The sequence below is a fragment of the Psychrobacter sp. I-STPA6b genome (genome assembly GCF_020662265.1).
In the GTDB taxonomy this organism is placed as follows: Bacteria; Pseudomonadota; Gammaproteobacteria; order Pseudomonadales; family Moraxellaceae; genus Psychrobacter.
This window is the reverse complement of record NZ_VEWM01000095.1, coordinates 69,129-92,525: the sequence shown is the minus strand read 5'-3', so window position 1 is coordinate 92,525 and position 23,397 is coordinate 69,129. Positions and strand designations below refer to the sequence as shown.

The 23,397-nt window shown below is 39.7% G+C and carries 16 protein-coding genes and 1 pseudogene; 14 read left to right on the top strand and 3 right to left on the bottom strand.

All coding sequences use genetic code 11. The features are described from left to right. Positions 1-101: 101 nt before the first annotated feature. The 6 genes from FHK88_RS12160 (at position 102) to FHK88_RS12135 (ending at position 8,970) form a co-directional block, all read left to right on the top strand. The gene (locus FHK88_RS12160; protein WP_227430992.1) at positions 102-1,166 is read left to right on the top strand and encodes a DUF1566 domain-containing protein; all 1,065 of its coding nucleotides are present in this window, start codon (positions 102-104) and stop codon (positions 1,164-1,166) included. A gap of 9 nt (positions 1,167-1,175) precedes the next feature. Continuing rightward, entirely contained in the window at positions 1,176-1,718 is a 543-nt protein-coding gene (locus tag FHK88_RS12155) for a DUF1566 domain-containing protein (RefSeq protein WP_227430991.1), read from the top strand. 115 nt (positions 1,719-1,833) lie between these two features. Then, on the top strand, positions 1,834-2,784 hold the full coding sequence (locus FHK88_RS12150; protein ID WP_227430990.1) for a ChaN family lipoprotein: 951 nt from the start codon (positions 1,834-1,836) through the stop codon (positions 2,782-2,784). 125 nt (positions 2,785-2,909) lie between these two features. Then, positions 2,910-5,414 (top strand): prolyl oligopeptidase family serine peptidase, encoded by a 2,505-nt coding sequence (locus tag FHK88_RS12145; protein ID WP_227430989.1) that lies wholly within the window; start codon positions 2,910-2,912, stop codon positions 5,412-5,414. Positions 5,415-5,478: 64 nt separating this feature from the next. Next, positions 5,479-7,803 (top strand): TonB-dependent receptor domain-containing protein, encoded by a 2,325-nt coding sequence (locus FHK88_RS12140; protein ID WP_227430988.1) that lies wholly within the window; start codon positions 5,479-5,481, stop codon positions 7,801-7,803. Positions 7,804-7,827: 24 nt separating this feature from the next. Beyond that, positions 7,828-8,970 (top strand): energy transducer TonB, encoded by a 1,143-nt coding sequence (locus FHK88_RS12135; RefSeq protein WP_227430987.1) that lies wholly within the window; start codon positions 7,828-7,830, stop codon positions 8,968-8,970. Positions 8,971-9,662: 692 nt separating this feature from the next. Here FHK88_RS12135 and FHK88_RS12130 read toward each other — a convergent pair. Continuing rightward, the gene (locus tag FHK88_RS12130; RefSeq protein WP_227430986.1) at positions 9,663-9,893 is read right to left on the bottom strand and encodes a hypothetical protein; all 231 of its coding nucleotides are present in this window, start codon (positions 9,891-9,893) and stop codon (positions 9,663-9,665) included. 412 nt (positions 9,894-10,305) lie between these two features. Between FHK88_RS12130 and FHK88_RS12125 the strand changes: the two genes are divergently transcribed. The 5 genes and pseudogenes from FHK88_RS12125 (at position 10,306) to FHK88_RS12105 (ending at position 17,434) form a co-directional block, all read left to right on the top strand. Continuing rightward, positions 10,306-11,898, top strand: coding sequence for a DUF389 domain-containing protein (locus FHK88_RS12125; RefSeq protein WP_227430985.1), 1,593 nt, complete (start codon positions 10,306-10,308; stop codon positions 11,896-11,898). Between the two features lie 279 nt (positions 11,899-12,177). Then, the gene (gene alaS, locus FHK88_RS12120; protein WP_227430984.1) at positions 12,178-14,856 is read left to right on the top strand and encodes an alanine--tRNA ligase; all 2,679 of its coding nucleotides are present in this window, start codon (positions 12,178-12,180) and stop codon (positions 14,854-14,856) included. Positions 14,857-14,993: 137 nt separating this feature from the next. Then, the gene (locus FHK88_RS12115) at positions 14,994-16,280 is read left to right on the top strand and encodes an aspartate kinase (RefSeq protein ID WP_227430983.1); all 1,287 of its coding nucleotides are present in this window, start codon (positions 14,994-14,996) and stop codon (positions 16,278-16,280) included. 473 nt (positions 16,281-16,753) lie between these two features. After that, a pseudogene (gene csrA, locus FHK88_RS12110) lies at positions 16,754-16,921 on the top strand (carbon storage regulator CsrA); the annotation flags it as partial. A gap of 138 nt (positions 16,922-17,059) precedes the next feature. Then, complete coding sequence (locus tag FHK88_RS12105) at positions 17,060-17,434, top strand: HopJ type III effector protein (RefSeq protein WP_227430982.1); 375 nt, start codon at positions 17,060-17,062, stop codon at positions 17,432-17,434. Positions 17,435-17,634: 200 nt separating this feature from the next. Here FHK88_RS12105 and FHK88_RS12100 read toward each other — a convergent pair whose 3' ends face one another. Together FHK88_RS12100 and FHK88_RS12095 are read right to left on the bottom strand one after the other, a co-directional pair. Continuing rightward, positions 17,635-18,930 (bottom strand): saccharopine dehydrogenase family protein, encoded by a 1,296-nt coding sequence (locus FHK88_RS12100; protein WP_227430981.1) that lies wholly within the window; start codon positions 18,928-18,930, stop codon positions 17,635-17,637. A 204-nt stretch (positions 18,931-19,134) separates the two neighbouring features. Next, complete coding sequence (locus FHK88_RS12095) at positions 19,135-20,301, bottom strand: carboxynorspermidine decarboxylase (protein WP_227430980.1); 1,167 nt, start codon at positions 20,299-20,301, stop codon at positions 19,135-19,137. A 371-nt stretch (positions 20,302-20,672) separates the two neighbouring features. Here FHK88_RS12095 and FHK88_RS12090 point away from each other — a divergent pair, with 371 nt between their 5' ends. From FHK88_RS12090 to FHK88_RS12080, 3 genes are all read left to right on the top strand, one after another. Continuing rightward, positions 20,673-21,248, top strand: coding sequence for a TerD family protein (locus FHK88_RS12090; protein ID WP_227430979.1), 576 nt, complete (start codon positions 20,673-20,675; stop codon positions 21,246-21,248). A gap of 209 nt (positions 21,249-21,457) precedes the next feature. Further along, positions 21,458-22,525, top strand: coding sequence for a DUF475 domain-containing protein (locus FHK88_RS12085; RefSeq protein WP_227430978.1), 1,068 nt, complete (start codon positions 21,458-21,460; stop codon positions 22,523-22,525). Between the two features lie 285 nt (positions 22,526-22,810). Further along, positions 22,811-23,386 (top strand): TerD family protein, encoded by a 576-nt coding sequence (locus FHK88_RS12080; RefSeq protein ID WP_227430977.1) that lies wholly within the window; start codon positions 22,811-22,813, stop codon positions 23,384-23,386. Positions 23,387-23,397 lie beyond the last annotated feature (11 nt).

The window sequence follows — 23,397 nt, the reverse complement described above, 5'->3', positions numbered from 1 at the left end:
AATGATTTTTATTTACACATATAAAAAAATACTTATAATATATCCCTTCAATCAGATATCTGTATTCAACACACAAATATTCAACTAGGGATTCATAGCTTATGAAGACACCTCTCAAACTTTGCTCCGTAGCAACTGGCTTACTTCTTCTTTCTGCTTGTGGAGGGGGCTCATCCACCCACACACCATCTACCACTCAAGACAAACCTTTAACTTGCAATGATACACAGCTTGTCAGCGCTGATGGTAAGTCCTGTCTTAATGTCGCTGTCAGTAACATTGCTCAAGAATATACAGGCACTGATAATGATACGTTGCGCCTAACTATCACAGGTGAAAACTTAGAAAATCTAGATGTTGCAGTTGATGCGTGTGAATCAGGCACAGTCATTAGCAAAAATAATACAACCATTGTCTATGAATGCACACCAAAACAAGCTGGTGACACGATACTAATACTTAATAATAAAGACAAAAAAGTCTATAGCCAAACTTTCACTATAAATGATAAGCCCATAAGTAAACCGACCTCCAAACTGACTGCAACAGGGATGACCACTTGTGGTAATGACCTAAAAAATGGCTTGCCTTGTGACTCATTAACAGGTGAGTGGAAAGAGCTACCACAAGATGGCTTAGTACTAGCAGGACAAGCCATGAGCTATGAAGAGCTTATGGTCAATGGTGAAACCTGTATCAAAGACAATGTGACCGGTCTGGTTTGGGAGAAAAAAACCTCTAGTGGTCTGCATAGTATGGATAACACCTACAGTTGGTATAACACTGATGAAAAAACCAATGGTGGTAAAGAAGGCTATCAAAATAAAGGCACTTGTGATGGTGGTGCAAACAGCGCTTTATGTGATACCCAAAATTATATCGCTGAGCTGAACAAACAAAAATACTGTGGCTATAGTGACTGGCGACTGCCGACCCTTAATGAGCTATATAGCATAGCTAACTATAACAAAATCCCCTCCATTAGTGACATCTTTGATGATGTTAAACAAGACAATAAACAGTATTGGTGGTCAAGCACTCCAGATAATGAGGAACCAGAAAATTATGTATGGGCAATAGACTATTATAGTGCCAGTACCACAACTTACAATGACAAGAAAACAGGATTAGCCGTTCGTGCAGTTCGTACAGGTGTGAATAAATAGGGGAAAAACATGAAAAAATTAAGCATTCAAAAAATAGCATCAGCAGTATTAATGGCTTCGTTATCAACCTATGCAATTGCAGCGTCAGAACAGGAATGTCTAGCACCTGATGTTGTGGCAGCAACAACACCAACAGAGCGCTTTGAAATTTTGGCAAATGGTACAGAAGTTAAAGATACACAAACCAACTTAATTTGGCAACGCTGTGCAGTTGGTCAAACTTGGGACAGTGTTACCAAAACTTGTACAGGTACGCAAAAGTTTGTCGACTGGAAAGGTGCTTTAACTGAAGCTCAAAAAGCAGGTAATGGCTATCGTGTCCCTAATCTTAAAGAATTACAAAGTATTGTTGAATACCAATGTATTTGGCCAGCAGTCAATACTCAGGTATTTCCTTGGAAAGATAGTGACGAAAATAACTACTGGTCATCAACACCTGATATCCGAGATGATGCAAATGCAATGTATGTCTACTTTTACACTGGTAGCAGTCGAGGACAAGGTAAAAAAGCCTCTGGTACATTGGTTCGTCTAGTACGTACAGCACCCTAAATCTAACAAACGTACATAATATTTATGAGTAAACAATAACCATTCATGGCTGTGACTAACAGCCATGATTTCTAAACAACCTATCAAAGCAACATACAACAAGAGGTATCTATTGATGTTTGAATTAAAGAGTATGAGCTTTTATAAATTGGCAATTTTGGGCATTGTAATGACTGGCTCAAATATGCTCTTTGCCAATACATCTATTCCTACTCTAGCTAATCACTCTGTCACAATACCTCTTAACAACACCCATCAACCAGAAACCATAACTCATAAAACAGAAGCTGAAACCTTACTTACTAACAGCCAAATTATTGATTTAGCAACTCAGCAATCCTTAACCCCCCAACAGTTTTTAGAAAAGCTTGCCAGCCAAGATTACGTCATCTTGGGCGAATATCATGATAATAAAGCCCAACATCAACTGGCATATTGGCTACTTGACAGCCTAAATCAGCAACGTCCACAAGGTAGCTTATTATTAGAGATGTTAACCGTTGACCAACAGCCATTGGTTAACAAAGCTACTCAAAATCCTCCCCAAAATTTAGAGCAACTCAGCAAAGCGCTAAACTGGCAATCCTCATGGGATTGGGACTTGTATGGCAAGATTGTACAGCACCCCATTCACCATCATTACAGCTTGGTTGCCACCAACTTAACCAAACCTGAAGTATCCACCCTAATGCAAGGTGCCGAACCAATAAAGGGTTATGACTCGACCACTCCAGCCATCAAGGCAACCATTAGAAACAGTATTTTAGACAACCATCATTTAGATAATGCCAGTGATGAAGACATGGTTATTGTCAATAGAATGGTAGAAATCCAGCAATTTCGCGACAGACGTATGGCTGAAAAAATCCTTTCAGCACCATCACCTAGCCTGCTGTTAACTGGTAACTTTCATGCGCAAAAATCCGTCGGAGTACCCATTCATTTATCTGACCTGCAATACAACCAGAGCAATCCAAAACAAGGTGTTATCGTCATGATGGTATCAAAGACAGATGATTTGAGCACTGACGATGCTGATTATGCTTGGGTCATTGATGCTGATTAATTGATTTAGTTAGTACATCTTTGAAGATAGCTCTTCATTACTTCTTAGCAATACCAACTTAACACGACTTAATGGGTTGAATGTTCAACTTCCCAGACCCCCAGTCATTTTGAGATAGGCTCACTATGTTTAACGCTTCGATTCGTCTTAATTTTGCCCAAAAAAAGCTAACTACTGCCCTTGTATCTGCTGGCTTATCCATCTCTTTTCTTTCTATGGTTGCATGTAGCCCAATATCGCAAATATCCGCAATCACTCCAGCGACACCACCCCAAGAAAAAACCACAGCGATTTTGCCACCACAAGCAGAAAAACGCCCACACAGCACCACATTGCATGATGATAAACGCATTGATAATTACCATTGGCTAACACAAGCTGACAATAAAGAACAAGCATCACTACTTATTACCCAAGAAAATGATTATCTGACACAGCTATTAAGCCAGCAAAATCCTCTAAAAGAAAATACAACATGGCAAACCATTGCAGATATTGAGCAAGAAAGCCAAAACCGAATGGACAGCCACCGCCAGCCACGCTATTGGCATCAACAAGGATATTATTTTAAAGAGCAGTTTGCCCAAAACAGTCGTTACCCAGACTTTTATTATAAAGCTGACCGACAACCAACATCAGACAACTCAAAAGACAATACGAAAGACAACACAGATAGTTTAGATGCCACGCCAGCAAACCAATGGCAACTTATTTGGTCAAGTCAGCAACGTATGCAAACATTGGGGGTTAGGCAGTACCAAGTTAACGCCCCTACTCTATCACCCTTACCCCAAAATACTTCGACCAATACCCAATATCAGCCATATATCGCCATTGCTGAAGATACCACTGGTATGGAAAGCTATGACATTATTATAAAAAATAGCCAAACTGGGCAAATTGCTGACACCATCACCCAAACCAATGGGGATTATATTTGGCTTAACGCACAGCAAATTTTATATATCCGCCAGCAACATCATGGGCAATCATTTAAAGTGCTATTACACACCATTGGTGACGAACAGGATAATGACCCACTTATTTTTGAAAGTAAAAATCGGGGTTTTTATGTATGGTTAAGTGAGTCAAGCTCTGGTGACTATATTTTTATCACTGCCAATAGTCAAACCAGCTCGCAAGTTTGGTATTTAGCAAAATCTCAGTTTGCAAATACTCAGCAAGCTGACTTGTTACCTAAGCCAGTTTTATTTAAAGCCTTAGCACCCAATCAAGAATACTACCTTGACCATTATCAAGGGCATTTTTATATTCGCAGTAATCATGCTCTTAACCAAAGCGACAGCCAAAATAATACACAAAATAATCCTAACAGCCATGACCAATTTGGCTTTTATCGTACTGATGAAGCTCATAAAGATACAAGCTGGCAACCACTATTTATACCCAAGCAAGATGAGCTGTTTGAAAGTTTTATGTTTCAAGATAACTGGGTAATTTATAAAACTCGCAAACAAGGGGCAAGCCACCTTGTCTATGCTGACTTAAGGCAAGCCAAACCAACGCTACGTTATCTAGATTTTCCAGATAAGGCTTATATGCTCTGGCTTGAGCACAGTGGCTTTGACGATAGGGGCTTTGATGATGGGGATTTCAATGAGTCAGCATTTTTATTAAATAAAGATATTTTACGTGTGGGCTATACCTCAATGACCACCCCAAAAACCGTATTGTCTTATGATTTAAAAACAGGCAAACGCTTGCATACAGCCATTAATAAAACAAACCGCCCAGCAGATTCCAATTCTAATTCTAATCACTCTAACTATCGCAGTGAACGCTTAGAAATAACGGGTAAAGATGGCACCAAAATCCCTGTCACACTGGTCTATAAAACCTCATTATTTCAAGCCAATAAAAACCCATTATTAGTTTATGGATATGGTGCATACGGTCATAGCCTTGACCCCATGTATGGAAGCAGTTACACCAGCTTACTAGATAGAGGGTTTGTTTATGCCATTGCTCATGTTCGAGGCGGAGGGGAGCTTGGTGAAAACTGGCATACTCAAGGCAAATTTCTGAATAAACAAAACAGTTTTGATGACTTTATTGCGGTCACCAAAGCCTTACAAAATCTAGGCTATGGCGATAAACACAAAACCTTTGCAATGGGCGAAAGTGCTGGTGGATTATTAGTTGCCAATGCTTGTATCAGTGAGCCAAGTTTATATAGAAGTTGTATCTTACAAGTTCCGTTTGTTGATGTGTTGTCTTCTGTTACACAAAGCTCGCCTGCCAAAAGTGAGCTGGAAGAATGGGGCAATCCCAAAAATAAGCCAGATTATGACAACATCAAATCATACAACCCTTATGACATTATCAGCCAAAAATCCTATCCAAGTTTTTTGGTGATTGCTAACGTCAATGACATACGTACCAGCCATTTAGACGCCTTAAAGTTTGTGCAGAAACTACGAGAATACAACCAATCAAACAACCCTATTTTACTTAAAACTCATCTACAAGGTGGGCATAGTGGTGCATTTGGGCGGGCAAGCCGTATCAAAAATAATGCCTTATCTTATGGTTTTATGCTCAATCAACTGGACAATACAGACAGTCGCTATAACCATCATAATAGCCAGACTAGCACCCACAATCCCTAATTTTCTAAAAGCAAATTGTAAGACATCTTTTTATTATGAGTTCATATTAAGGAAACTTACCATCATGACAGCCAAAACCTATAGAACCTATTTATTCTTTGCTTTGCTTATCAGCTCATCAGTATATGCAGAGACTATCACCAATGAGCCAACCACATCAGAAACAAATCTTCCCTCTTCCTCATCAAGTGTGGGCAGTGATGATTTGGTGTTAGATGCTGTACGTATTTCAGCCAAAGATACAGCCAATCAAGTCAAAAAAACTTTTACCACCGCAGGGGCGGTATCTACTGCGGATAAAGAAAAAATCGACCGCTCTGTAACAGGGTTAGACAGTGTGGTACGGGCTTTACCGGGTAGCTTTACCTATATGGATACCCCACAAGGTACGCTTAGCGTCAACGTGCGTGGTATGACAGGATTTGGGCGAGTGAACACCATGATTGACGGTGTACCACAAACCCTATTTGGAGTGACTGCAACCAGTGAAGGTGATGGCGGTTTTCATGATTCACCAGCCTCAACCAGCACCTTTGGTACTGCCATTGACCCTAACTTTTTAGTTGGTGCAGATATTAATCGAGGCGGACAAGGTGGTAGTCATGGGGTCAACGCACTGATGGGTAGTGCAAATTTTCGTACCATTGGTGTTGATGACATCATTTTAGGTGACAACTCAAAAGGTATTCTTGCCAAATACAGCTATGGTACAAATAAATTAGGGCATGATGCGATGGTTGCCGTTGCCTCACGTTATCAAACAAAATCAATGGGTGATATTGGAGCAATGCTTGCCATTAGCGGTGCAAATAAAAGTACAGATTACAGACGTGGTGACGGCAAGTTGGCAAGTAGTAACACTTACGTTATCTCAAAAGTACAAAAACCTCGCTCATACCTTGCAAAATTAGAGCTTGAGCCAGCACCCAATCATGATATTACCTTATCCACACGTGATTATAAAACCAATATTGGTGGGCGAGAGCTACAAAATACAACCTATGGCATTGACTATCACTACACCCCAGAATCAGACTGGCTAGACTTGGGGGTAAAAGCGACCACCACCAAAAATACCCAAGCACTAAACCGTACAGCCAAATACTTTTTATTAGAAGATGCCAAAAGTCAAAACCGCTCTAACTACTTTGATATAAATAACACCAGCTATTTTTATCTGCCAGCAATGGACATTACCAGTACTTACGGCATATCTTACTTAACCAATGACTACAGCCGACAAGCAACTGCTGTTAATGAAGATAACTATAATTACACCACCTTCTCTCCTAGCGGTGAACAAAAGATTTTAAGTTACTATCTAAATAATAACTTTAAAAAAGACATCTACGAGATGGATTTAAGTCTTAGCCGAGTGGATACCAAATTTTCAGGGCATAAACCTGCGTGTGATTCGGTTAGTGGCATTACCGTTCCTTGCTTTCCACAAGGTGCCAGCGAGCTTAAAAATAACCACGTCTTAACCAATGGCAAAATCCAACTGTCTGCCAATATTAACGACTGGTTTAGCCCCTTTGTTAGCTATTCACGCACCAGCCGTATGCCAAACATTCAAGAAGTGTTTTTTAATAACGAGGGCGGTGGCTCAATGAACCCCTACTTAAAACCAGAACAAGCAGATATCAAAGAAATAGGCTTTAACACCTTTAAACATGGCATATTTGACCAACATGACAGCTTAGGATTTAAAGCCGTTTATTTTAATAGTAAAATCAAAGACTATATCCATTCTCAATCATTCTTTTTAAAACAAGATGGTCACCTAACTGACAATCTCAATGAAGACATCTCTGAAATATCACCCAGCTTTCATGCCCAAATCTCAGTAAACTCACTAGAGCCAGTGGTCAGCAAAGGCTATGAAGTACAAGCTAACTATACCCATGATAAATTTTTTGGCGCATTGTCTTATACAAATTCAACCTCAAACCAACCTGTCAATATCAACTCAGGATTTGCTGACTTTGGCTTCTCTGGTGGTGCGCTTGACCGCCTACCAGAAACATATTGGACTTTAGACTTAGGCACCAACCTACTAGATAATAAATTACAACTGGGTACCAGCCTAAAATACTATGGCAAAAATCTTCGCCTACGCCCTGATGGCACAGATATAGAAACCTCAAACTACCACCTACAAGAAATGCCCAAAGCCCCCATTGTCACTGACTTACACGCCAGCTACCAGATGAATAAAAACATCTTATTCCGCTTAGGCGTAGAGAACCTATTTAACAAGCTATACATTCACCCTCTGAACTCACAAAACTCAGATTATTCTCAACTAAATGATGATGGTGAAAGTTACAGCTATACCAACTATGCACGTGGTCGCACCATCAAAGTTGGAGCAGAATTTAAATTTTAATCACCATATATCAGCTTTATTATTATGACAACTATGCAGAACTTCTCACCAGTAATTCACAATATAGAGCAACCAAACAAATGGACTTGGCTGGTTGCCCTATTGGTCATTTTATTGCACGGTTTTGTATTGTGGGGACTTTTGCATGTTGACGTACCACAAATAACCCTACCCTCAGCACGTCCATTAACTGTCGAATTTATTGAGATTGCTGATAATATGGATAAAAGTGACGCATTAGAGAATACCAGTCAAGACAGCCAACTGATAACAGAAACCGAGCCAAAAACAACACCTACACCAACAACATCAAACACAATCACACAGAGTCAGCAGACTCAACGACAACCTACAATGCCAGTCCCAACTACGAAACCAACACAAGCCACCCCAACACCCAAACAAAAGTCTGACTCCAAAATCTCAGTGACTAACAACCCGATAGTAGAGCAAGTCACAACTAAAAATCAGCCTCAACCAACGAATATAATTAGTATTGAGGATAATAGTGCGACATTATCAACATTATCCACTGCCAAGCCGACTCATAACTCCAAAGAAAAAAATACCACTGAATCCACATCAACACCTTCAAGTAAAATGACTCAAGAAAACCATCTTATAGAGCATAATAATAGTAATTATAGTAACCGTAATCACACTAACAATGCTCAAGATAATCAGCAGAATAATGCTGATGCACCTACCATAAATAACCAACAAACAGAAAAGCAAACTCTCTCTCAACCAACACAAGCGACTACAGAAAAAAACATTTCTAAAGAAAACACCAATACCACTCCAAGTAAAGGGACAGACAGTAGTAACAAACAAGCTCAAGGTGGTTCACCCAACACCCAAGCAATGGAGCAAGATTGGCAAGCACTGGTTCGACTGGCTATTGAGCGTAAACTGATTTACCCACCACAAGCCTTATCCAAAAAATGGAGTGGACAAACCACCTTACGTGTTACCGTCAATGCCTCAGGTCAGGTACTGAATGTCTCCATTGTCAATGGTAGTGGCAAAACCGTACTGGATAGAGAGGCTCAAGCAGTGGTTAACCGCGCCTCACCACTACCAAAACCACCCTCTGAAATATTAAAAGGGAGTAGTAGTCGTTCCTTTACCATACCTGTTAATTTTGATTATGAGAAATATCAATGATTTGATTTTAAATTTATTCAATAACTAGCGCCTAAATATACATTCATCCAAGCAAACTTATTGGACACCTCTTCTATCACAAGGGTTCAAAATGCTCAATAGTTTCAGCCTATATGATCTCACGGTTAAGGGAACAAACATACAATATATAAAACCTTATTAAAATTGTGGGTTTTTTCCGTTAATCTATAAAATAATACATAATAAATCGAGATACATACCACTTATGGTTAAATTCTAACCATCTCATTAACAAAATAGCACTTGTCATATTAAAAATATTAATGGTCTGAAATAGTCTCCATAGTCAGAGAACAAGTGTTAATATTAAAATCAAAAAGGCAAATGGAAAGTATATCCATTTGCCTTTCTTACTTTTAGATGACTAGCACCTATTGAACTTACACCCCGTTAGGTTACTATGCTACAAGAAATAAAGCTCCTTTTTACTTTCATGTAAAAAGGAGCTTTATTTGCATGATGAAGCGTTAATGAACTGGTTAATATCTTGATATTACCTGCATTCATTGCCTTGACTAAGACACTATTTATTAAAATCAGTATCTCAACTTTTCCTATGAAGATGAATGTTCAACAGACCCTAGATTTTATATATAAAGATATCTAGATATTAGACACTTCAGTCTACTCATCCTTTTTGTGTTGCACCGAATAACTTAACTTTCCAGCATCTATGTTGGAGTAGAGTTATTACTACTTTCACCCAACTTGCGTATTTTCTTAGTGACAACAAAAGCAATAGGAATTGAAATCACTGCACCTACGGCAATAGCAATAATCAGCTCGATGCTACTGTTTGGCATGGTTGCTAATACAACAATCATGAACAGCCCCATAACAACGGTACTGGTCATAGAATATATCATGCTAAATAACGGCCAGTTCATTGATTTTTTTGACATAATTAATTCCTTAAATATTTTGTGGATATAGTTATTTTACAACTAATTCCCTAATTTTTTTAAGTATTAATTACGCACACTTAGGATATACAATTTCACTGACAAACAGACACAGTCATGTTAGAATTCTATAAGCTCAGGCAAGTTTTTTGTTGTTAGATAATCTATCATAACCCCAATAACATAACTTGAGACTCACACGCCATCACACCTTCATAAATACTATTATTCTATCCATATACAATATAACCTCCCTTACCCTCTTCTCTACTGTTTTTCTACTGTGGCAACTGGATAACACCCCCACACCATTCAAACAAAAAAAGTGGATAGATTTTTTATCAAAATATCAGTAAATTATGCCAAACTAACTTTTATTGGCGACTCTCTATCTATATTACATGGTGTTTTTATGGCTCATTCTGATAAACCCTCCTCTAGCTCTCAAGATAGTCAAACTGAAATCATTGAAGATAATATAGAGGACGGACAAGACAGTAGTAATCTAAACTCACCATCTAATACGCAATCTACTCCAGATATAGTTGAAACTCATCAGTTAGCTGAAGATGTGGTTGAAATCAGCGTCAAACCAGCTGAAACTGAGACTCAAGCAACAGATGAGAGTCACAGTAGTGATATCGAAACACAGCCAACAGAGATAACTTCTCAGACACCTACTCAGACAGAATCATCCTTAGATAGTACAAAAAATGCAAACAGTGATAGCGTCCCTGCTATAACACACAGCACTAACAAAGAGAAAAACGCTAACAAGCCATCAGCCAAAGAAGAAATAAAAGAGATTAATAAACTGGATATTGAGAATAAAGAAACTTTATCTCATGATGCTTCTGAAAATAATCTAGAGCAAACAACACCAAAAGACAGTGAATCGTTAAAGGCAGAAAAAGAAGCCCAACTAGAGGCCTATAGACAGTTTATTGCTGAGCAAGAGAACCATAAAGAAATTGATTATCAAAAAATTCGAATTAGCATCGAGGCCAATGCACTACCCAGCCAAATGTATTTTATTATGAATGCATTATCGGCAGTAATTGCCAGTTATGGTCTGGTGATTAATTCTGCTGCGGTTGTGATTGGCGCAATGTTAGTTGCTATGATGCTTGGTCCTATCAGTGGTGTGGCGCTAGCAATTATTGATTATCGTATACCTTTTTTAAAAAAATCACTGCTCACTGTTTTGGCTGGTGGCATTATGGTGATTACCATTGGTTTTATTATTGGTCTGCTACATCAAGGACAGCCGCTAACCAATGAAATTTTATCTCGCACACAGCCAACCTCGATGGATTTAATGATTGCACTTGCAGGGGGTACAGCAGGTGCTTATGCCATTATCTCACCTCATTTATCTGTTGCTGTGGTTGGTGTTGCTGTTGCAACCGCTTTAGTACCACCACTAGCTGCCAGTGGTATTTTATTTGCTAATGGTGAAGGTAGCTTAGGATTTGGTGCATTGTTATTAGCATTAACCAACATCATTGCCATTCAGTTTACCAATGCCTTAGTGCTATGGTTTTCTGGATTTCGTCGTTTGGTAAAAGATGATTATAAAAAAGGCACTGCTTTCACTTTTTTCCGGCGTAATGCTGTCACACTATTATTATTGTTTGGTCTTGGTATCTATTTGTCTGTTAACTTAAATGTGATTGCACGCACACAACGTTTTGAAAATGATGTCAAATCTATGATTAGTGATTATTTTATTGACCAAGGTGATGTACTGACTGCTACTCAGTTTGTTAATCGTAATGAATATCAGACCATTCGAGCGGTCATTCGTGGTGAAACACAACCTACAGCAAGAGATGTAGAAATACTTGAACAAAAAATCACTGAACGTATTGCAAAAAACTATCCCAATATACGACCCGTTCATTTACAAATTCGCTATTTACCTGTCGTTGTTATTGAAGCAGACCCTGAGCAAACTGATAAAATTGATCAAACTGATGCTGCCATTTTATCCAGCGAGAAATAACCATGATATTAATATCTGTTGAACTTTCACCCTGTTAGGCTAATATCTATAAGGGATACCGCTACTTTTTACGTCCATGTAAAAATTGGCTAAATTTTTTCTATGAAGATGAATGTTCAACAGAGCCTATTTGACCCTATCGTATCTGGCATCTGTCTACACAAGATGAAACCTGATTCAAATTTGTGCTAAAATTGCAGTTTTGCGGTTATCAATATAGACACGTCAAATATGTGTGCTATCTCTCATATACATACTACTGTACAGTAAGGAACTAATGTGACCCAGCCGTATCGCAGCGCCGAAATTCGCCAAGCATTTATTGAGTTTTTCCAAAGCAAGCAGCACACCCATGTGCCATCTGCCAGCCTTATCCCACATAACGACCCTACATTGTTATTTACCAATGCGGGTATGAATCAGTTTAAAGACTGTTTTTTGGGCATTGATAAGCGCGATTATACTCGTGCTGTTACTGCACAAAAATGTGTGCGTGCTGGTGGTAAACATAACGATTTGGATAATGTCGGCTATACCGCTCGCCATCATACATTTTTTGAAATGCTCGGTAACTTCTCTTTTGGAGACTACTTTAAAAAAGATGCCATCGCTTATGCGTGGGAGTTTTTGACTTCAAAAGACTGGCTTGGACTAGACCCAAACCGCCTATATGTGACAGTCTATGAGACAGATGATGAAGCCTATGACCACTGGCATAAAGACATTGGCTTACCTGCTGAGCGCATCATTCGTATTGGAGATAACAAAGGCGCCCCATATGCCTCAGATAACTTCTGGGCAATGGGTGATACAGGACCTTGTGGCCCATGCTCTGAAGTATTTTTTGACCATGGTGAAGAAGTTGAAGGTGGCCTACCCGGAACGCCAGAAGAAGATGGTGACCGCTATATCGAAGTGTGGAACTGCGTCTTTATGCAGTTTAACCGCCAAAAAGATGGCACAATGGAGCCATTACCAGCCCCCAGTGTGGATACAGGAATGGGGCTAGAGCGCATCAGTGCTATTATCCAAGGTGTGCATAGCAACTATGAAATAGATACCTTTGTTTATTTAATTGAGGCTGCTGCCAAGATTTTAGGTATTGAAAATCAAGGACAAGCATCATTAAAAGTCATCGCTGACCACATTCGCGCGGTAAGCTTTTTGATTGCTGATGGTGTCACTCCAAGCAACGAAGGTCGTGGCTATGTACTACGCCGTATTATCCGCCGTGCTGTCCGCCATGGTAATAAGCTGGGTGCAGAAACCTCCTTTTTCCACCAGATGGTTACCCCTTTGGTCAAAGAAATGGGCGATGCTTACCCACAACTGGTTGAGCTACAAAGCAAAATCGAAGAAACCATCGAAAAAGAAGAAACACAATTTGCCAAAACACTGGCTCAAGGCTTACGCTTATTATCAACTGAGCTAGATGCTCTAAACGAAGGGGATGTCTTATCTGGTGAAGCCGCCTTCAAACTTTATGACACTTACGGATTCCCTGCTGACTTAACAGCAGACATTGCCCGTGAACACGGTATTCGTATTGATGAAGAAGGCTTTGAAGTGCATATGGAAGCACAACGTCAACGCGCGCGTGATGCAGGCAAATTTGACGTTGATTACTCCAGTGTCATCAGTACAGAAAGCCCTACAGAGTTTCTTGGCTATGAACAAATGCAGGATGATGAGACCACCGTTATTGGTGTCTATCATGAGGGCAACTCCGTCTCACAGCTTAATGAAGGCGAAGAAGGTGTATTAGTATTAGACCGTACACCATTTTATGCTGAAGGCGGTGGTCAAGCAGGTGAAATTGGTGAGATACGCACTCAAACTGGTGTGTTTAGTGTGCAAGACACCAAAAAATCTGGGCAGACCATCATTCATCATGGTATCGTCAATGTTGGACAAATTGAGCAACAGCAAATTGCGGAAGCACAAGTTTTTTCATCCATCCGTGCTGCCAGTGCCAGAAACCACTCTGCCACTCACCTATTACACGCAGCTTTACGACAAGTGTTAGGTGAAGGCGTGCAGCAAAAAGGCTCATTGGTCACCAGTGATGTGCTACGTTTTGACTTTTCACATGACAGTCCTGTCAGTCGTGAGCAACTCAACCGTATTGAGCGTATCGTCAATGAACAAATTCAAGCCAATGAGCCTGCTCGTATTGAGCATATGAACATTGACGAAGCCATGAAAAAAGGCGCAATGGCACTATTTGGCGAAAAATATGGTGACACTGTGCGTGTCCTTAGCATGGGGACACACCAATATAAAGATGGCGTTGATATCCCATTTTCTATTGAGCTATGTGGTGGCTTACATGTTCACCGTACTGGTGATATTGGCTTCTTCAAAATTACTACAGAATCTGGCATTGCTGCCGGTATCCGTCGTATCGAAGCACTGACTGGCATGGGTGCACTCAAGTATGTCCAGCAGGGAGATGAGCAACTATCTCAGCTTGCAGGACAACTAAAGGCCAAGCGTCCTGAGATTGCTGAACGGGTCCAAAGTCTGAGTGATAAACAACGTGAGCTAGAAAAAGAGCTAGAACGACTCAACCAAAAACTTGCCAGCTCACAAGCATCAAGCCTTGTTAATGAAGTGCAAACAATCGCTGGGCATCAAGCAGTTATTGCCAGTGTCAGTGGTATCGATGGCAAAGGTATCCGACCACTGATTGATGATTTAAAGTCAAAACTGCCTGATACCATCATTGTTTTGGTCGGGGAGAAATCTGAGCAATTAGCACTTGCCGCCTCTGTCAGTAAATCACTAAGCAAACAAGTTAAAGCAGGTGATATCATTCGCTATTTAGCACAAGAGCTTGGTGGAAAAGGTGGTGGTAAGCCAGAATATGCTCAAGGTGGCGCACCTGCTTCTGATAAGTTGCCTAATGTGTTGCAAACTTTGCCAAACTGGCTTGAAGCTCAGCTTACTAACTCATAATAGATTAGTAAGAAAATAATGGAAAAGAAAAACATCACCTATGATGAATAGCAAACTCAGTTGACGACTCATCACAACTGTACTATTTTAAATAGTTTTGAGTCAATAACCAACGAAATACAATAAGGATTAAGACTATGGCTCTCATTGTACAAAAATATGGCGGCACTTCGATGGGTAGCATCGACCGCATCAAAAATGTTGCCAAGCGTGTTAAGCGCTGGCATGATCATGGTCATCAAGTCGTGGTCGTAGTCTCAGCCATGAGCGGTGAAACCAATCGTCTTATTGATTTGGCACAACAAATCAGTAAACAGCCAGATCTACGTGAATATGACCAAATGGTATCAACTGGTGAGCAGGTCTCTATCTCATTACTGGCAATGGCTATCAAAGAGCTAGGCATTGGTGCACGCTCTTTTACAGGTAGACAGGTCATCATTCACACCGATGATACCCATAGCAAAGCCCGTATTGAAAAAATCGATGTTGAACAAGTACGTGAACAACTCGATGCAGGTAATGTTGTTGTTGTCGCAGGCTTTCAAGGCATCAACAGTCACGGGGATATTACCACCTTAGGGCGTGGTGGCTCTGATACCACAGGTGTGGCTATGGCAGCCGCACTGGGTGCTGATGAGTGTCAAATATATACTGACGTTGATGGTGTATATACCACAGACCCTCGCGTTACAGCCAAAGCTCGCAAACTCAGCAAAATTACCTTTGAAGAAATGCTCGAAATGGCAAGCCTTGGCTCAAAAGTATTACAAATTCGCTCAGTTGAGTTTGCTGGTAAATATCAAGTACCTTTACGTGTCCTCTCTAGCTTTGACGAAGGCCAAGATGGTAGCTTTGATGATGAATTTAGACAAAACGTTGGAACACTAATTACTGTAGATGAAGGAGACGACATGGAACAGCCCGTAATTTCAGGCATCGCATTTAACCGTGATGAAGCAAAAATCGTAGTACGGGGTGTCCCAGACCATCCTGGTATTGCCTCTGCCATTCTCACCCCTATTAGTGATGCAAACATTGAAATTGATATGATTTTGCAAAACTTATCAACCAATGGCACAACTGACTTTAGCTTTACTGTCAACCGTATCGACTTTGACAAAGCACTTAGCATCTTAAATAATGATGTTAAAGATGAAATCAGTGCTAAAGAAGTGCATGGAGACCGTGATGTTGTCAAAGTCTCTTTAGTTGGGGTTGGTATGCGCTCTCATGCTGGCGTTGCTAGCACAATGTTCCAAGTCTTGGCAGAAAATAATATCAATATCCAAATGATTTCTACCAGTGAAATCAAAATTTCTGTCCTTATCAAAGAGCAACATCTGGAAAAAGCAGTGAAGTCACTACACACTGCCTTTGGACTAGATAGAGAAGATGGTGAAAGTCGCGTTGCTGGATTGTAAACAGCTACGGGCTATATCGTACTATCCATTTCTAATATGCAATCTACGGATTAGTCCCTAATCTCTATTCAAAAAGAAGGTAAGTATTACTGTTTAATACTTGCCTTCTGTCTATTTACTATCTCATTGTATATACAATACTCCAAACCTACTCGATAAAAACCTCTATAAAAAATTATTTATACCCAATATCATCAGTAAACATTTGCTTACTGAGACCTTATTATGATAAAAAAATACTAACAAAACTCTTAATAAAGATATTTATATATCTTGTACTGCCTTACACAGCAGATAAGTTTTGTTAAAATCCGTGACAGTACTGGGGTTAATACTTATAATATAATGTCCATTAACAAAGAGTCATTAGGGCAAATGACTCGTTTTTAGGGCAACATTATGGAAAACTTTTATTTTTATCAATTATCGCAAAGGGCACAACAACCTATTTTGCGACATAAGGAGTGTGACGCATGTTAATTTTAACTCGCCGTGTTGGTGAAACCTTAATGATTGGTGACGAAGTCAGTGTCACTGTATTAGGGGTCAAAGGAAATCAAGTACGTATTGGTGTCAATGCACCCAAAGATATCGCAGTGCATCGCGAAGAGATTTATCAGCGCATTCAACATGAACGCGCCGTTCAATCGCAAATGCAACATCTTGAACAAGGTGGGTTTGCACCATCTTTTGATGATGAAGATTATTTCAATCGTTAACTATCAAGGTTTATCTATCCATCACTTTAGTTGTGATATCACCCTGAATTTGAGGATAATATGAGTCTTAGACAATCAGATGTTTCTGCTTTACTCAATGGCTTACAGAAAAAAGCCATTGGCTTTAATGATGTCATTGAGTTTATTGATGACTTTTATCGTTACTCACCTGTATCATTTACCAATGGTACACTGCATAATGCTGTAGGAGAAAATGAAGGCAGTGCAAAAATCTTTGGATTTGCCAAACTTCATAACCTCAGCCAGTTAGATACTTTAAAGCTATTTGGTGAGCATTATGATAATGTCCGTGCTACACCCAATGGTACAAATCACCAAAATATCCGTAACTTTTTGCATTGGGGCTGGCAAGCATTTTTAATGGAAAAAAACCCATTAACTCTACGCCCAGACGTTGATGTCAAAAATATTTAATCCACATAAACATAAAAAAGCCAGATATATGATATATCTGGCTTTTTTGTCTCTATCTCATACTACAAGCTTGTTATAGCATTTCAACAAATTCGCCTATCAGTAAAAACAAGTTGCCAGTATAATCCCGTACAACAGTATAGTAGCAAGCTATAGTAGTTTAACAATGATAGGCTATTGTAGTGAGCTGATACTAGGCATTAAATATCAAACTGCAACGCTCTGTCACCCTGTGCATCTTGAATGCGAGTTGGCAGACCAATTTTGTTTAACAGATTGATAAAAGGTTTTGGGTCTAGCTCTTCGACATTTGCCATATGTGCTACATCCCACTCACCGGTAGCAACTAACATGGCGGCAGCAACAGGTGGCACGCCAGCGGTATAAGAGATACCTTGACTACCGACTTCGTTATAGGCTTCTTTATGGTCTGAGACATTATAGATAAAGACTTCTGCCTCTTCCCCATTTTGCTTACCCTTCACTTTATCACCGATACAAGTCTTACCAGTATAGTTTGGTGCTAATGAGCTAGGGTCTGGTAACACAGCTTTTACCACTTTTAATGGTACAACTTCTTGTCCTTCTGCGGTAGTGACTGGTTGCTCTGATAATAGCCCAAGGCTCTGTAGTACAGTAAACACATTCATATAATGCTCACCAAAGCCCATCCAAAAACGAATGTTTGGTACATCTAAGTTAGCTGATAATGAATGAATCTCATCATGCCCACTTAGATAGCTATTTTGCTCACCAACGACTGGCAAATCATCAGTACGTTTGACTTCAAACATTTTGTTTGATTGCCATTGACTATTTTGCCATGAGTATACCGTACCTGTGAATTCACGGAAGTTAATCTCAGGGTCAAAGTTGGTCGCAAAGTATTTACCATGACTGCCTGCATTAATATCAATGATATCAATATCCGTCACACTACCTTTATCCATCATGTCATAGCCAATTCTGGCATATGCATTCACCACACCAGGGTCAAATCCTGCCCCCAAAATGGCCGTCACTTGATTATCTGCACAGCGCTGTTTACGCTTCCACTCATAGTTACCATACCATGGTGGCGTTTCACAGATTTTGCGAGGGTCTTCATGGATTGCGGTATCAATATAGGCTGCGCCCGTCTCAATACATGCTTCCAACACGGTCATATTAACAAATGCTGAACCAACATTAATGACAATCTGAACGCCCGTCTCACGTATCAATGCAGCAACAGCCTCACTATCCATACCGTCAACTTGATGCGTATGCAAAGTCGCAGGTTGCTTAAAACTGTCTTTTTCTACCACACTGGCAGCGATGGCTTCACACTTAGACAGTGTCCGTGATGCGATATGAATCTCACCTAAGACATCATTATTCATTGCACACTTATGCGCGACGACTTGGGCGACACCACCAGCACCAATAATTAAAACATTGCGTTTTGTGCCAGTAGATTGAGGTGATTGAACTGTTTCTGATGAGCCTTTATTCAAAATATGAATCCTCCTTAGCGTGCCAAATAGACAAGCTCAAAGCTTGTGGCACTGGTGAATGATGTGCGTGAATTAAAAAGGAAGACCAAAGGAAAACCCACGCACTCCGAAACTTACTGTATTAAAGTATAGTTGCTATCTATATGAGGGCAAGTGTCATTCATTACAAGCGTATAAATGATACTAAAAACAAACCAAATAAGCCTATGATAAACTTGCTTTAAAGTCCTCATAACTAAAGCTTTTTTGCAAATGTTGCTTGCCCGCTTCATCACAAATCACAATGGCAGGCATAGCAACACCATTAAACCAATTTTTCTTAACCATGGTATAGCCGGCTGCATTACCAAATGCCACGGTATCCCCTATCTGCAAAGGTGCTGGTAGCTCATATTCACCAAAAATATCCCCTGCCAAACAAGACTTACCATAAATAATGGTGCTATCTGATGTTTGCTTTTGCGATAGCTGGCAAGACTGATGATTAATACTAACCACAGGAGCAGTCTCTCGATAAATCAATAAATCCAGCATATGTGCCTCGATAGACGCATCCACCACTGCCAATGGTTTGCCATTATGCAATGTATCTAATACGGTTGTCACCAATCTGGCAGCACCATGAATACATGCTTCACCGGGCTCTAAATACACTTGCACACCATAAGTATCACTAAACTGTTTTAAGCGATGCGCAAGCTTTTCTAAAGGATAATCAGGGGCAATAAAGTGAATACCACCACCAAGACTGACCCATGATAGCTGATGAAAAACTTCACCAAACTTAGCCTCAATATCATCCAGACTGGCACTAAACGCCTCAAAGCTATCATTTTCACAGTTATTATGAATCATCACACCAGAGATATCTCCCAGCACCGCCTGAACCTTAGCCACATCATGTTCGCCAAGACGGCTAAATGGACGTGCTGGGTCAGCAATTAAAAATGAAGAGTTACTGGTTTGTGGATTTAATCGTAAACCTACAGGAATATTGGCTTGGTAGGCTTTATCCTTGAATGCAGATAACTGATTAAATGAGTTAAATATAATTTTATCGGCATAACTTAACACCGCGTCAATCTCATCGGCAGAGTATGCGACACTATAAGCATGCGTCTCCTTGCCAAATGTCTCTTTACCAAGACGAACTTCGTTTAATGATGATGAAGTCGTTCCATGCAAATAAGGACGCATAAAGTCAAATACACCCCATGTTGCAAAGCACTTGAGTGCCAGCAATGCTTTAGCGCCAGATAACTCACACAGTCTCTGTACTGTCATTAGATTCTGCTTGAGTGCAACTAAATCAATTTGATAATAAGGAGTAGGAATATCACTTTGAAAAGCGGTGGCATTATGGTCAGTCATAGCAAGCTCTTTTGTCTGTGTGGTTGATGTTCTAATTAATACCTTAACATCCATTTCAATAACTTAAATTGATGTCTTTTTTGATATCCAAATTAAAACTGTTGAATTATAAAGGCTAGCAATACAGATGCAACCTTAAAACCATACTATTAGATCATTTTTTTCTATCCACGCATGTTCATCGTCATTTACCAATGCGTTATAATGCCTAAAAAAATGTCACAAAAGCATTGCACAATCATTACACTCTATAGTTTGAAATCAAACCCTGAACACCTTAGTATAGGGTCTAGAATCACTAACACATCAATTGATGTGCTAAATCACAATAACTGCAAGCTGTGGAAATTTAAACATACAGGAGTATTTATATGGCGTTATCGCTAAGCAAAGGTGGCAATCTATCACTAACAAAAACAGACCCAAACTTAAATAAACTGCTGGTTGGTTTAGGATGGGACGAACGTGCAACTTCTGGTGCTGAATTTGATTTAGACGCCAGTGTATTTTTATTGAATAATACTGGTAAAGTACGTGGCGACCATGATTTTATTTTCTACAATCAGCTCAAGTCTGATAATGGGGCTGTTGAACATACTGGCGATAATCGCACTGGTGAAGGTGATGGCGATGATGAGGTTATCAAAGTCAACTTAACCCAAGTACCTGCTGATATTGATAAAATTGTTGTAACTGTCACCATTCATGATGCCCAGCAAAGAAACCAAAACTTTGGACAAGTTGCCAATGCCTTTATCCGTGTCGTCAATGAAGAAACTGGTACAGAAGTTGTGCGCTTTGACTTAGCTGAAGACTACTCTATTGAAACAGCCATGGTTTTTGGTGAAGTCTATCGTCACAATGGTGAGTGGAAGTTCCGTGCAGTTGGACAAGGCTACTCTGGTGGACTACAGGCCATGTGCCATCAATACGGTGTAAATATTTAACTAGCATGACACCTCTGACAGCCAAATATAGCATAAATGTCTGTCAACACTGGCTTTTTAATCATTACTGCTATTGTATTGATATTTTATAACACCTATCAATATATCCTTTTTCATACAAAAAAAGTGGTTTACTAGCCACTTTTTTTGTATATTTGTTTTTTATATCAGTCAGTCTTTGCCTTCGTTGCAAAAACACAGGATAGCTCATGAAACACTTTTATTTTGACATTGTTTTTACCACCATCGCACTTGCAGTCGCTGCATGGTGGGGGTTTTCGCATGGTGGTATGAGTGGGCTGATTACAGCCTTATCTATTACTGCTATCTTAGCCGTCATGGAAATCTCTTTATCTTTTGATAATGCTGTTGTTAATGCTTCTGTATTAAAGCATTGGGATAAGTTTTGGAAAATGATTTTCTTAACAGTTGGTATTTTGGTTGCTGTCTTTGGTATGCGCCTGATATTCCCAATTGTTATCGTTGCTGTCACTGCCAACATGGGCATGATGGAAGTCGTAAACCTTGCTTTATATAATCCTGATGAATACTCACAAAAGCTACTAGCACACCATGCTGAAATATCTGCCTTTGGTGGTATGTTCTTACTATTGGTATTCTTAAACTTCTTATTTGATGACAATGATGTACATTGGTTCGAATGGTTAGAAAGCCGCTTAGTAAAATTTGGGCAAGTAGATGCCATGAGCGTTTTCGTTGCTCTAGTTGTATTAATGATATCCTTAACTTGGGTCGATGCTGAAAAAGAATCAGTCGTATTAATGGCAGGTGTTTGGGGAATCCTAGTATATCTGGGTGTGCAGGTCGTATCTGGACTACTTGAAGGTGATATAGACGAAGCAGAAGAAGGTATTGAAGAAGAGAGTGTTGCTTCTGCTGATGTTGGTAAAGCTGTTATGAAAGGTGGTATAGCTGGATTCTTATACTTAGAAGTATTAGACGCATCATTTAGTTTTGATGGTGTGATTGGTGCTTTCGCCATTACTAATGATGTGATTATCATTATGTTGGGTCTAGCAATCGGTGCTATGTTTGTACGCTCGATGACCATTTTCTTAGTTGAAAAAGGCACACTTGATGAGTTTATTTATCTAGAGCATGGCGCACACTATGCCATCGGTGCATTGGCTATCATTATGTTGCTATCTATGAAGTTCCATATCCATGAGCTGATTACAGGCTTAATTGGTGTTGCCTTTATTGTATGGGCAGTGCTAGCTTCACTAAAACACCGTAAATTAGAACAAACAGAATAGCCCAGCCTCACTAAACTTCAATATTAACAGTAAGATAAAAAACGCCTAATACAGTTATTAGGCGTTTTTTGTTAGCTATTTTTATTATCATTTGACCCATGTTAACCAGTTGTTGAGTTTTGGTTTTAACAGGCTTCATTCTATTACAGACACCTTGATTACTAAGCATAAATACCCATATCATAAGGTAATATGTTATTGACGCATATAAGGTAACTATTTTAAAAAACCGTGTTGTAAAACAGCTTTTACAACAGCTCTACAACAACCACAAGGATATGAATCATGGCAATTAGCTTAACCAAAGGCGGAAACGTAAACTTATCAAAAGAAGCACCAGGCTTAACCAATATCACAGTCGGTCTAGGATGGGATCCTCGTGCCACTGACGGACAAGACTTTGACTTAGATGCCATTGCCTTTTTGCTCAATGAAGCAGGCAAAGTACGTAATGACCAAGATTTTATCTTTTTTAACAATCTAAAATCTACTGATGGCTCAGTTGAGCATACAGGGGATAATCGTACTGGTGAAGGTGAAGGCGATGATGAGCAAATCAAAGTCAATCTAGGGCAAGTACCTGCTGATGTCAGCAAAATTGCAATTTGTGCCATTATTTATGAAGGGCAAGCGCGTAACCAAAACTTTGGGCAAGTCAGTGACGCATTTATTCGAGTTGTGAATGACAATGGTAACTCAGAAATTGCTCGTTATGACTTATCAGAAGATAGTAGCACTGAGACAGCAATGATTTTTGGTGAGTTATACCGTCATAATGGTGACTGGAAGTTCCGTGCTGTTGGGCAAGGGTTTAATGGTGGTCTTGGACCTTTAGCTGCCTCTTATGGTGTCAATGTATAATCTACTCATCA